This window comes from Microbulbifer sp. ALW1 (genome assembly GCF_009903625.1).
Classification (GTDB): Bacteria; Pseudomonadota; Gammaproteobacteria; order Pseudomonadales; family Cellvibrionaceae; genus Microbulbifer.
Map to the genome: position 1 here is coordinate 945,381 of NZ_CP047569.1, position 12,120 is coordinate 957,500.

A 12,120-nucleotide genomic window follows, 5' to 3' on the forward strand; every position below is an offset into this window, starting at 1 on the left:
GAGTTGGCGAGAAGGGAACGGTGCCCGGATAGCAATCTATCCGGGCACTGTGGATGCGACTATTGAAGCAGTTGCCGGTCAGAAATGAAACCTTATGCCCGCTTCAATACTGCGTCCCGCTTCCGGTGCGAAGTCGCGCAACAGTGAGGTAGCGTTGCGAATTTCTTCGTCCAGCAGGTTGCGCGCGTTGGCGAAGACCACCGCATCGTTGCCTGCCAGTTTGAAGTTGTACTGGGCAGTGAGGTCCATGCGGGTGTAGGCGTCAGTGGTCTCCTCGAAGGCACCCGGACGGTTCTGTTCGGTGGCGTGGGTGTTACGCCATTGCCAGTTCCAGTTGGCGTAGTCGCCACCCAGGGCAAAACCGTAGCGCAGGGGCGGCAGGCGTGGTACTTCTCTGGATTCACCGGCAATGTAATCGTCAAAGTTGGCGCGTACGCTATCGCCGAACAGGGTCAGGCTGAGGCCGCTGACCAGCGGGAACTGCACCGAGGCTTCGGCACCGTAGAAAGTGGCGTCGCGGTTGCGGTAGCCGTAGATGTCGAACTCGCTCTCTTCATCTTCCAGGCCGGTGTTGGCGGCATAGATATAGTCGGCAATACGGTTGTAGAAAACATTCGCCTCCACCTTGGCTGCGTGCCAGCCGCGGGCTTCCTGGTTGTGGTGGTGGTAACCCAGCTCCAGGTTGAGGGAGTTTTCCTTATCCAGCTGTTCGTCGCCGATGATGTAGCGGGATTCCGCCAGGTGGGCGCCGTCGGCGAACAGCTCCTCGGCCACCGGCGCACGCTCCGCGCTGGTGAGACCGAGACTCAGGTGCTGGTGCTCGGTGAGGAAATACTGCAGGGCGCCAGACAGTCCCGCCAGGTTGAAGTCCTTGTCGCTACCGTACTCCGGGTTGACGGTGACATTCTCCAGGCGCGCGCCCAGATCCAGATGCCAGCTGCCCCACTCGCGCTCCTTCATGGTGAAGGCGCCGATGCTGTCGGTGACTGACGGACGAATGAAGGCCTCGTCACCGATGGCGGCGAAGTCCTTGCGCGACAGCTGCAGGCCGTAGGCGCCGCGCCATTCACCGCCGTTGTCGTGGGTCAGCTCGACGCGGCTCTCCCAGGCTTTGTTGGTAAAGCGGGTACCTTCGTCGTAGTGGTCGCCGTGTGGCTCCAGTTCCACGTGCTCGTAATCGTTGTGACCGAGGCGGAAACTGAGTTTGTCCCAGTAGTCGCTGTTGAAGCGGTGCTCGCCCTTGAGGTCATAGCGGGTTTGCGCCAGGTCGATGCGCACACCTTCACCGCCGTGCTCCTCGTGTTCCTCTTCGTGAACCTCGTCATGTCCCTCTTCCAGCGCGTGGTCCTCGCCCTCCTCGTCTTCGTGGTGGGCGTGGGTGCCAGCGGGGATGCCGTAGTTGTTTTCGAGGCGGTTAACGGAGAAGCCGACAAAGCCGCTGTCGGTCACCCAGGACAGGCCGGCACTGCCGCTCTTGGCGCGTGCGTTGGTGTTGCCCACAAAGCCGTTGGTGTTGAACTCTTCCTCGTGGTGCTCCTCACCCTCGTGACCTTCCTCGTGTGCGTCGTGGCCGTCTTCTTCGTGTTCGCGGATAGCAAGCCCGGGGATCTGGGTGTCGCCGTTCTCGCGGTAGACGCCGTCCAGATACCAGGCCAGGTTGCCCGCACCACCGGACAGGCGGAAGACGCCGGCATCCTGACTGTTGGCAGTATCGTGGCGCATTTCCACCGCGCCCTCGATTGCCTCCGGTACCTTGGTAGGAATACGCCCGTCGATCACATTCACCACGCCACCGATGGCGCCGCTGCCATAGCGCAGGGCCGCGGGGCCGCGCAGGATTTCAATGCTGTTGGCCAGCAGTGGTTCGATGCTGGCGGCGTGGTCAGAACTGGTGTTGGAGGCGTCGGCCACATCCAGGTTGTCGTTCAGCACCTTGACCCGGTTGGCGCTCTGGCCACGGATCACCGGCAGGCCCACACCACCGCCGAAGGAGGCATTGGCAACGCCCAGCTGGCTGTTCAGGGTCTGGCCCAGGGTGGCGGCGGCAGATTTACGCAGCTCATCGCCTTTCAGTACGGAAACCGGCGCTGCCACCGCATCGGCGGGCTTGGCCAGTGGCGAGACGGTGACATTCACCTCTTCGATGGATTCTTTCTTTTCAGCAGCCTGAGCGGAATGAACAGCCTGAGCGGAAGCGGCAGAAGACACAGCAGAAGTCAGCGCGCAGGCAATGGCCAGCGCCAGAGTGTTTACTCGGTACTTTTCACGAAACATTTCGAATTATTCCTGTCAATCACAGGCAGCGGCCACCCAAAAGGCCGGTGCCCGAATGCATAAGCGTTATTAAGCCGCTAACCGGGATATCTACCGGAATCAGCAGCGAGAGTGATTAGCTGAGTGACAGGAGTGCGGGCGGGCCGCGGGCGGACTGGCGCTCCGGCTGGCAATCGAGTGCCACCGGGGACTGCTGTTCGATATACAGCGGTGCCAGGTCGTCGGAAATGAAGCTGAACTCACTACCCACGGGCGCGGGCGTGTGGTTGTGGGACAGGTCGCACAGCTGGTGCGAGCGGTCGTCGATGTGAATATGCTCCGCCAGCACCGGCTGCGCGAGCATCAGCGCGAACAGCAGTACAAAGCTGACCCACACGGGGGTCTTGTGACGGTAACTCATATTCATGGGCGGTATGATATTTGATCTTTGTGACGAATCAAGTTTCATCTGAGACTATCGGCCAAATTCCGCCCCGTTTGGGCGTATAATTCGCGCCTTCTGTCTCAGGGGCCGGTCAACGGGGCCGCCCTGAATTGCAAACAAGCTCGCAATCAAGGATGTAGACCTCATGCGCACCGCCAGCGTCAACCGCGACACCCTGGAAACCAAGATCCAGGTCAGCCTCAACCTCGATGGCAAAGGCACCGGAAAATTCAATACCGGCGTCCCTTTCCTCGAGCACATGATGGACCAGATCGCCCGCCACGGCATGATTGACCTGGACATCACCTGCGACGGCGACGTGCACATCGATGATCACCACACCGTGGAAGACATTGGCATCACCCTCGGCAAGGCCATAAACCAGGCCATCGGCGACAAGAAAGGTATGACCCGTTACGGTCACGCCTACGTGCCCCTGGACGAAGCGCTATCCCGCGTGGTCATCGACTTCTCCGGCCGCCCGGGTCTCACCATGAACGTGCCCTTCACCCAGAAGCGCATCGGCAACTTTGATACCGAGCTGTTCTACGAATTCTTCCAGGGCTTCGTCAACCACGCCCTGGTGACCCTGCACATCGACTGCATCCGCGGCTTCAACGCCCACCACCAGATCGAAACCGTGTTCAAGGCCTTCGGCCGCGCCCTGCGCATGGCCCTGACCCCGGACCCTAGAATGGAAGGCGCCATGCCCTCCACCAAAGGCGTACTGTAAGGCGGGAACGAAGATGCAAAAAATCGTCGTCCTCGACTACGGCATGGGCAACCTCCACTCCGTCGCCAGCGCCCTGAAAAAGGTCGCCCCCGGTGATGAAGTCGTCCTCGCCACCACCCCGGAAGAAGCCCAGGGCGCAGACCGCCTCATCGTCCCCGGCGTCGGCGCCATCCGCGACTGTATGGAAGGTTTCATTCGCCCGGGCTTCGTACCGCTGCTGAACCAGTGCATCGAATCCGGCATGCCGATTCTTGGCATCTGCGTAGGCATGCAGATCATGATGGCGAGCAGCGAAGAAAATGGTGGCGTCGACTGCCTCGGCATCTTCCCGCAGCCAGTCAAATTCTTTGGCACAGATCTGCATGAAAACGGCCAGCGCCTGAAAGTCCCGCATATGGGCTGGAACCGCGTGCAGCAGAAAATCGACCACCCCATGTGGGAAGGTATCGAAAGCGGCAGCCGCTTCTATTTTGTGCACAGTTACTATGTGCCTTCTGAAGGCAATGATGCCGTTGCTGGCGAGACTGACTACGGTGTGCAATTTGCCGCGGCTGTTACTCGCAACAATATCTTCGCCACCCAGTTCCACCCGGAAAAGAGTGCGGATGCGGGTATGCAACTGCTGAAGAATTTTGTTGGTTGGAACGGCGCTGCTTAAGAACGTCAGCTGACGAAGTAAATAACGAGATGCGAAGGCAGGGTGCCGGGTAAGTCTTTTCAAAAGCGTCGGCAACAGGGATGTTGCCGACGCAGCGTACAGGGATGTATTCACAGCGGTTTTGAAAAGACTTACCCGGTGCCCTGCCGCCACTGGGCCTGAAAATAACCGGGACCCCGAAACAGGAAGTTATAAATAATGATCGTAATCCCAGCCATTGATCTGAAAGACGGCGAGTGTGTACGCCTGCGTCAGGGTGAAATGGAAGACGCCACCGTCTTCTCCGACGACCCCGTCGCCACCGCCGAACACTGGCTCAGCCAGGGCGCCAAACGCCTGCACATCGTCGACCTCAACGGCGCCTTCGCCGGCAACCCCGTCAACGGCGACGCCGTCAATGCCATTGCCCGCCAGTTCCCGCAGTTCCCCATCCAGCTCGGCGGCGGCATCCGCGACCTGAAAACCATCGAGCGCTACCTCGATGCGGGGGTCAAATGGACCATCATCGGCACCGCCGCGGTAAAAAATCCCAAACTGGTCAAAGAAGCCTGCCGTGAATTCGAAGGCCACATCATCGTCGGCCTCGACGCCAAAGACGGTCTCGTCGCCACCGAAGGCTGGGCTGAAGTCTCCGACGTCCAGGCCACCGAACTCGCCAAAGAATTCCAGGACTGCGGTGTCAGCGCCATCGTCTACACCGACATCGCCCGCGACGGCATGATGCAGGGGGTAAACCTCGAATCCACCATGGACCTCGCCCGCGCCGTGCAGATCCCGATCATCGCCTCCGGTGGTGTCAGCTGCATCGAAGATATCGAAAAGCTACTGGCTGCCGGCGACGACAAAACCGAAATCTTCGGCGCCATCACCGGCCGCGCCATCTACGAAGACAAGCTCGACCTGCGCGCCGCGCAGACGCTGTGCGATAACTGGAAGAAGTAATCGGGATATAAACATGGGCCTCGCCAAACGCATTATTCCCTGTCTCGACGTCGACGCTGGCCGCGTGGTCAAAGGCGTCAACTTTGTCGATATCCGCGATGCCGGTGATCCGGTGGAAATCGCCCGTCGCTATAACGAAGCCGGTGCCGACGAAGTGACCTTCCTCGACATCACCGCCACCCATGAAGGCCGCGATACCACGCTGCACACCGTGGAGAAAATGGCCTCCCAGGTGTTTATCCCGCTGACCGTCGGTGGCGGCGTGCGCGAAATTCAGGATATCCGCAACCTGCTGAACGCCGGTGCCGATAAAACGGCAATCAACTCCGCCGCAGTATTCAATCCAGACTTTGTGCGCGAGGCTGCCGACCGCTTCGGCAGCCAGTGCATCGTCGTCGCCATCGATGCCAAGCAGGTGGGTGAGAACAAGTGGGAGATTTTTACCCATGGCGGACGCAAGCCCACCGGCATCGATGCGGTGGAGTGGGCAAAAAAAATGGACAGTTACGGTGCCGGGGAAATCCTGCTGACCAGCATGGACCGCGATGGCACCAAGAACGGTTTTGACCTGGCACTGACCCGCGCCATCTCCGATGCCGTGTCCGTACCGGTAATCGCTTCCGGCGGTGTGGGCAACTTGCAGCACCTGGCGGACGGTGTGTTAAAGGGCGGTGCCGATGCGGTTCTCGCCGCGAGTATTTTTCACTTTGGTGAATACACCGTGGGTGAAGCCAAGGCGTTTATGCAGGATGCAGGCATAGAAATGCGAATCTGACGGCGGGCAGGCCTTATGTCGTTGCGTTGGGTGCTGTGGGGCGGTTGGATTAAAACCTGAATTGCGAGCGCCAGCGCTTGGCGCGGAGGCTGCCAAAGGGACGCACATTGCCGGCGTACTCTTTGGCGGGATTGAGGAATTTTTCTACGGCCTTTTCCGCTTCAGCCCGGCAAGTGAAAGGCCCAAAGGCTTTACCGCCGCGCACGGTGAAATACCAGTCGTCACCCAGCTTGTAAAAACGGTCTGCGCGAGGGGGAATGGTTTGACCCTGTTCGCCACGACGATACTGCTGCATGACTCACCTCGCTACATCTACTGCCGGGCAGGGCGCTTACATTCTGTGGTGCGCTGCCAGGGTCGAACATCGACACCCTATTTAAAGATTAGTCAAAAACAGGGTGTCGGTTGGTCCGCGGGCGCCTGTGTTTGCGCAACCTTAATTTGCGCAATTTCAATCTGCGCAAGCTCGCAATAAGCCAGGTTACAGATCTTCCGCGCGGATACGTGCTACCTGATCTTTCGGAGCCGGCGCACTGCTCTCTTCGCTACTTACCGCCGGGCGTTTCACATAAAGGTTCAGGCCTTTGAGCACATTCAGGGCCTCAAATACCTGGTTGTCGCGACTGTACCAGTCTTTCTTGCCGGCCTTGGCGCGCTTGCGATCTTCCGAGCCGCTTTCCTCACCGCCATTGCCATTACCCAGGTGACCTGCCAGGTCCGCTTCCGTGGTGCGTGTGCGCCCATCCATGCGAGTGACCTGCACCCGTTCAACGGTGATGTCCGGAGTAATGCCCTGGGCTTGAATCGAACGCCCTTTGGGGGTGAAGTAGAGTGCGGTGGTGAGCTTGATGGCGCGATCGTCGGTGATGGGGATGACAGTCTGCACCGAACCCTTGCCGAAACTGTCGGTGCCCATCAATACCGCACGGCGGTGATCCTGCAGGGCACCGGCGACAATTTCTGCCGCCGAGGCAGAGCCGTCGTTGATCAGTACCACCAGCGGTGCGCCCTTGGTGACGTCACCGGGGCTGGCGGAGTAGCGCAAATTGGAGGACTCGTTGCGGCCCTCGGTGTAGACCACCAGGCCTTCTTCCAAGAAGGCGTCGACCACTTCCACCGACGATTGCAGTACCCCGCCGGGGTTGTTGCGCAGGTCGATGATCAGGCCTTTCAACTCACCTTCTTTCTTGAGTTTTTTCATCGCGCGCATCAGGTCGCCACCGGTATCCAGCTGGAACTGGCTGATACGCACATAGCCGTAGCCATCTTCGAGCATCTCGCCGCGCACACTGTATACCCGCACCTTGTCGCGCTTGAGGGTGACGTCAAAGGGTTCCTTGTGGCCTTTGCGGCCGATGGTCAGGGTTACCGGCGATCCCACCGGGCCGCGCATCTTGTCCACCGCCTCATCCAGGCTGACGCCGCGCATGGACTTGCCGGCAAGGCGCAGGATCACATCGCCAGCGCGCAAACCGGCGCGCTCGGCGGGGGTGTCGTCCATCGGGGTGATGATGGTGATGTAATCGTCTTCGATCCCCACCTCGATCCCCAACCCGGCGAATTCACCGGTGGTGTTGGCCTGCAGGTCGTCGAAGGAGCGGCTGTCGAGGTAGGCGGAGTGTGGATCCAGTCCCTGGAGCATGCCCTTGATGGCGTATTCCAGCAGGGTGCTGTCGTCCACCTCATTCACATAGCCCTGGCGGATCTGCTCGAACACTTTGGCAAAGCTGCGCAGGTCTTCCAGCGGCAGGCGGGATTCCGCTTCCAGTGAGCGGCGCTCGCTGTTGTCGCCCTGGCTGAGTCCCATCAGCGGCAGAGCGGTAAGGGCAGCCACGCCAACAATACGGGCCAGCATTTTGGGGGTGAACATAGTCTGCACGTCCTTGGCATTTATCGTTACTTTCCAACAGGAATTGTAGACCCGCCGCCAACGCCGGGTTTTGAACTTGGCGGAGAAACGAACCGGGATACGTGTACTGGGCGCTGGCAGAGGGGGACTTGGCAGGGAAAAATATGTTAGGCACAGGAGCGGCGGAACAAGCCGGGAAGCGGAGATCGCGGGCGTTTACGGGCAGATTGCGTGTCGGCAGGGGGCTGTTTGGATCAGCCCCGGCACCAGGCGGTCGGGTCCTGGGGCTTGCCGTTGCGGCGGATTTCGAAGTAAAGGCCACTTTGGCTAAGGCCGCCGGTATTGCCCACCTTGGCGATGGTGTCGCCGCGCTCCACCCATTCGCCGATGGCGCGGGTGAGGGACTGGTTGTGGCCGTAGAGACTCATGTAGCCATCGCCATGTTCGAGGATGATCAGCATGCCCTGGCCGCGAAGGTAGTCTGCAAATACCACGCGCCCGCGGTGGATGGCCTCGACCGGCTGGCCTTCATTGGCGCGAATCGTGACCCCCGTCCAGGTGATGCCGTTGGCACGGCGCTGGCCAAAGGCATTGGCGCGGCGTCCCTGGGCGGGCCACTGCATACGCCCGCGTTGCTTGGCAAAGGGCGTCTGGTCGCTGGGGTTGATCAGGGTGGCGATTGCTCTGCCTACTTCATCCACCAGTCGCTGGAGGCGGCTGCGGTCACTGTGTAGCTGATCCAGTTCGCCGCTTTTACTGGCTAGCTGTTTGGCCAGTCGGTCCAGGGTGCGCTGGCGGTTTTGCTGGGCACTGGTGAGTGCGCGGCGCTTTTGCTCCAGCTGGTCGCGTTCGCTGGCAAGGGTGTCCTGTTCCCGCTGAATACCTGAACTGACGGTGGAGAGCTGGTCGAGGGTGCTGACGTAATCGTCGATGACGCGGCTGCGTTGCTGGAGGAAGTAGTCGTGGTAGCGGAGTTGGCGGGCGATGTGCTGGGGGTCTTGCTGGTTGAGGAGCAGCTTGATCTGCTCCTGGCGACCGAGTCGGTAAGCGGCGGCGACTTCCTGCTCGACCCGCCGCTGCATACTTCGGCGGGATTCCTCCAGCTGTTTTTCTTCCCGCTTCAACTCCTGCAACTTCTCGCCGCGGCTTTGCATATCCGCTTTGATTTTATCAATACGCTGGATCAACTCGGAGATGTCTTTCTCATTGGACTCCAGGTCTTTCAACAGCTGGTCGCGCTCTCCTTTGACCTGGTTCAGCTCCTGCTGCAGGGATTCGATACGCTGTTTGATTTCCGCCAGTCGCGCCTGCTGCTCTTCGTCCGCCGCCTGCGCGAAGCAGGCGGGGATAAATAGCAGTGCGCTGAAAAACAGTGCGACCAATTTCATGGGGTAATACTTTCCCGCTGCTTTTAATGTTTGTTAATTTGAGGTCAGCCAATTTTTACCAGGGGCTCACCAGTCATTTCTGCCGGCTGGGGTATACCCATCAGCGCCAGCATGGTGGGTGCCACATCGGCCAGGCTGCCACCATCGCGCATGCTGATATCGCGCTCACCCACATACACAAAGGGTACAGGCAGGGTGGAGTGCTGGGTGCTGACCTGGCCGGAGCCGGCGTCGAACATCTCTTCCACATTGCCGTGATCCGCCGTGATCAGTACCTCGCCGCCGGCGGCCAGTGCCGCTTTGGTTACGCGGTCCACACAACTGTCCAGCGCTTCTACCGCTTTCACTGCTGCTTCAAAAACACCGGTATGTCCGACCATGTCACCGTTGGCGTAGTTACAGATGATGGCATCGAACTTGCCGCTCTCAATGGCCGCAACCAGTTTGTCGGTCACCTCTGGTGCGCTCATTTCCGGCTGCAGGTCGTAAGTCGCCACGTCCGGGGATTTGATCAGGATGCGCTCTTCGCCATTGTAGGGCTCTTCGCGGCCGCCGCTAAAGAAGAAGGTCACATGTGCGTACTTTTCTGTCTCGGCGATGCGCAACTGGGTCTTGTTCTGGTTCTGCAGGTATTCACCCAGGGTGTTGACCAGGCTTTCTGGCGGGAAGGCGCAGCTGGCGTCAATGCTGGCCGCGTATTCGGTGGTCATTACAAAGTCTGCCAGTTTGGGGGTGACGGCGCGCTCGAAGCCGTCAAAGTTGGCGTCGGTGAAGGCGCGGGTCAGCTGGCGTGCGCGGTCCGGGCGGAAATTCATAAAGATCATTGCATCGCCGTCCTGCAAGGGCGCGGCATCTCCGATCCGGGTTGGGGCAACGAACTCATCGTTTTCGTCGCGTGCGTAAGCAGCGGCGAGGCCCGCGAGGGCATCACTGGCCTGGTGTTCAGCCTTGCCCTGAGTGATCAGGTCGTAAACTGGTTGCACCCGATCCCAGCGCTGGTCGCGATCCATCGCAAAGTAGCGACCGGCAATACTGGCAATGCGCGCGGTCCCCAGGGCATCGCATACCTGAGTCAGGCGTGCCAGCGGAGTTTCGGCGCTTCGCGGTGCGGTGTCGCGACCGTCGGTAAAAGCGTGAATGTAAACCGCTTTGGCGCCGCGCTGTACCGCCAGAGTGGCCATGGCAACAATATGGTCGTCATGGCTGTGTACGCCGCCCTCGGAAGCCAGGCCCATAATATGCACTGCACCATTGTTGGCGATGGCCTTGTCCACCGCGGCGGTGTATGCCGGATTGGTGAAGAAGTCGCCGTCTGCGATGGCCTTGTTGATGCGAGTGAAGTTCTGGTACACCACGCGGCCGGCACCGAGAGTCATATGTCCTACTTCGGAGTTGCCCATCTGCCCTTCCGGCAGGCCCACCGCCATACCGGAGGTGTGAATCAGGGATTTCGGGCGATTGGCCCAGATCTGGTCCCAAACCGGGGTGTTTGCCGCAGCAATGGCGTTGTGTTCGCTGTGCTCGCTGTAGCCGAAGCCATCCAGAATGAGCAGTACCAGGGGGCGTTTAGGCGAAGACTCGGATGCCATGGGATTGGAATTCCTTTGCTGAGTTAATCGGTCGGTTTGTGGAAGATCGCTCGGCGCCATTGCCGGAAATCGGAAACTTAGAGGGTGTTAAACCGCAGGTGGCGGATTTTAACCTGTTTAGGGGAGGAAGGTCAGGGTTTGATCAGTGATTGAGGCAATCGGTGTGTGAAGACGTGTGATAACGGTGCCGGAAAATGCTGATTAAGAAATGGCCATGGTCGTGTATACTCCGCCACCTTCAATGGCCTACCACGTGACTGTGTACATTCGCGGCCCTACAGGGCTCGACTGGCAAGTCTGGCGCGGTTTACAACAACAATTCAGAGATTTTTGGGGGCGAAGTGGACTTTTTCGTCTTTATCAGCGAGCAGTGGCTGCTGGTAAGTTTATTGGTGGCGCTGATTTACGCGTTTGCGATTACCGAGCGTATCAAAGCGGGTAAGCCTGCATCGGCTCATGAGGCTACGCAGCTGATTAACATTCATGACGCCAAGGTCATTGATCTGCGTGACCGCAGTGAATTCACCGCCGGGCATATCGTGGACGCAATCCACATTCCCCACGGTGAGATGGAGAAGCGCATTGGTGAGCTGGCACCTTATAAAGAGAAGACCCTGATCCTGGCAGACAAAATGGGCCAGCACGCGGGGCCTGTCGGTCGCCAGCTGAAAAAGGCCGGCTACACCGTGCGCCGCCTGGAAGGTGGCATGTCTGAATGGTCGAACCAGAAGCTGCCGCTGGTAAAAGGCTGAGGCGCAGCAGCGCTGCGAACGTTAGGTTTCGAGACGTAAAGAGGTTAACTGGTCGTGAAAGACGTAGTCATCTACACCACCCGCTACTGCCCCTTCTGTATTCGGGCCAAGTATTTGCTGGACAACAAAAATGTCTCCTACAAAGAGATATCGGTAGATGGTAAGCCAGCATTACGTGCGGAGATGACCGCCAAGGCAGGTCGTCACACGGTGCCGCAGATCTGGATTGGCAAACACCATGTGGGTGGCTGCGACGAGCTGATGGCGATAGAGCGCAGTGGCGAGCTGGATCAATTGCTGGCGTAAGCCGCCGCTTAGTCGAAGAAATTTCCAACAGATGCCTTGAAAGGGTATTTCGAGGCCCCCATAAGTAAGACTCATACAGGGAGTCTTCTTATCAGGGAAGGCAGTCAATAATCTTAATTAGTGAACAGGCAGCAACATGGCTGAAGAACAAAACGGCGCAGCAGTAAACGCAGACGACGCCCAACAAGTACAATTTGCGATGCAGCGCATCTACCTGAAAGACCTGTCCTTCGAGACTCCGATGGGTGCAGAGGTTTTCAAAAAGCAGTGGAAACCCCAGGTTAATCAGGAGCTGAACACCAAAACCGCCAAGATCGATGAAGATCTGTATGAAGTGGCTTTGACCCTGACCATCACCGTCAAGATCGAAGACGAGACCGCTTTCCTGGTAGAGGTTCAGCAGGCCGGCCTGTTTGGTATCAAAGGTCTG

Annotated in this window: 13 protein-coding genes (1 of these 13 cut by a window edge); 7 read left to right on the plus strand and 6 right to left on the minus strand. The window is 59.0% G+C overall.

The genetic code is table 11. The features are described from left to right. Nucleotides 1–78: 78 nt before the first annotated feature. Both GRX76_RS03870 and GRX76_RS03875 read right to left on the minus strand, forming a co-directional pair. Nucleotides 79–2,274, minus strand: a complete 2,196-nt coding sequence (locus GRX76_RS03870) for a TonB-dependent receptor (protein WP_160152106.1) — start codon at nucleotides 2,272–2,274, stop codon at nucleotides 79–81. Nucleotides 2,275–2,389: 115 nt separating this feature from the next. Next, nucleotides 2,390–2,680, minus strand: coding sequence for a hypothetical protein (locus GRX76_RS03875; RefSeq protein ID WP_160152107.1), 291 nt, complete (start codon nucleotides 2,678–2,680; stop codon nucleotides 2,390–2,392). A 163-nt stretch (nucleotides 2,681–2,843) separates the two neighbouring features. On the opposite strand from GRX76_RS03875, the gene hisB reads away from it, so the two are divergent. The 4 genes from hisB (at nucleotide 2,844) to hisF (ending at nucleotide 5,806) form a co-directional block, all read left to right on the plus strand. Then, nucleotides 2,844–3,431 carry an imidazoleglycerol-phosphate dehydratase HisB gene (gene hisB / locus GRX76_RS03880; RefSeq protein WP_066960431.1) on the plus strand — a complete coding sequence of 196 codons (588 nt, stop codon included), beginning with the start codon at nucleotides 2,844–2,846 and terminating at the stop codon, nucleotides 3,429–3,431. 13 nt (nucleotides 3,432–3,444) lie between these two features. After that, entirely contained in the window at nucleotides 3,445–4,089 is a 645-nt protein-coding gene (hisH, locus tag GRX76_RS03885) for an imidazole glycerol phosphate synthase subunit HisH (RefSeq protein ID WP_160152108.1), read from the plus strand. Between the two features lie 198 nt (nucleotides 4,090–4,287). Further along, the gene (gene hisA, locus GRX76_RS03890; protein WP_160152109.1) at nucleotides 4,288–5,031 is read left to right on the plus strand and encodes a 1-(5-phosphoribosyl)-5-[(5-phosphoribosylamino)methylideneamino]imidazole-4-carboxamide isomerase; all 744 of its coding nucleotides are present in this window, start codon (nucleotides 4,288–4,290) and stop codon (nucleotides 5,029–5,031) included. Nucleotides 5,032–5,044: 13 nt separating this feature from the next. Then, nucleotides 5,045–5,806, plus strand: coding sequence for an imidazole glycerol phosphate synthase subunit HisF (hisF, locus tag GRX76_RS03895; protein WP_160152110.1), 762 nt, complete (start codon nucleotides 5,045–5,047; stop codon nucleotides 5,804–5,806). A 49-nt stretch (nucleotides 5,807–5,855) separates the two neighbouring features. On the opposite strand, the gene GRX76_RS03900 is transcribed toward hisF, so the two are convergent. The 4 genes from GRX76_RS03900 to gpmI form a co-directional block, all read right to left on the minus strand. Then, nucleotides 5,856–6,101: a DUF6316 family protein gene (locus tag GRX76_RS03900; RefSeq protein ID WP_160152111.1), complete on the minus strand. Its 246-nt coding sequence runs from the start codon at nucleotides 6,099–6,101 to the stop codon at nucleotides 5,856–5,858. Between the two features lie 186 nt (nucleotides 6,102–6,287). After that, a complete protein-coding gene (locus GRX76_RS03905) occupies nucleotides 6,288–7,676 on the minus strand; it encodes a S41 family peptidase (protein ID WP_160152112.1) in 1,389 nt (462 codons plus the stop codon). A 233-nt stretch (nucleotides 7,677–7,909) separates the two neighbouring features. Further along, entirely contained in the window at nucleotides 7,910–9,043 is a 1,134-nt protein-coding gene (locus tag GRX76_RS03910; RefSeq protein WP_160152113.1) for a murein hydrolase activator EnvC, read from the minus strand. Between the two features lie 44 nt (nucleotides 9,044–9,087). Beyond that, on the minus strand, nucleotides 9,088–10,632 hold the full coding sequence (gpmI, locus tag GRX76_RS03915) for a 2,3-bisphosphoglycerate-independent phosphoglycerate mutase (protein ID WP_160152114.1): 1,545 nt from the start codon (nucleotides 10,630–10,632) through the stop codon (nucleotides 9,088–9,090). A gap of 341 nt (nucleotides 10,633–10,973) precedes the next feature. Here gpmI and GRX76_RS03920 point away from each other — a divergent pair, with 341 nt between their 5' ends. From GRX76_RS03920 to secB, 3 genes are all read left to right on the plus strand, one after another. Continuing rightward, on the plus strand, nucleotides 10,974–11,384 hold the full coding sequence (locus tag GRX76_RS03920; protein WP_160152115.1) for a rhodanese-like domain-containing protein: 411 nt from the start codon (nucleotides 10,974–10,976) through the stop codon (nucleotides 11,382–11,384). A 54-nt stretch (nucleotides 11,385–11,438) separates the two neighbouring features. Further along, the gene (grxC, locus tag GRX76_RS03925; protein WP_160152116.1) at nucleotides 11,439–11,690 is read left to right on the plus strand and encodes a glutaredoxin 3; all 252 of its coding nucleotides are present in this window, start codon (nucleotides 11,439–11,441) and stop codon (nucleotides 11,688–11,690) included. Between the two features lie 136 nt (nucleotides 11,691–11,826). Further along, nucleotides 11,827–12,120, plus strand: partial view of a protein-export chaperone SecB gene (gene secB / locus GRX76_RS03930; RefSeq protein ID WP_160152117.1) — the 5' portion only. Its footprint extends 204 nt past the window's final position; the window shows 294 of its 498 coding nt (coding positions 1–294); its start codon is at nucleotides 11,827–11,829; its stop codon lies beyond the right edge, outside the window.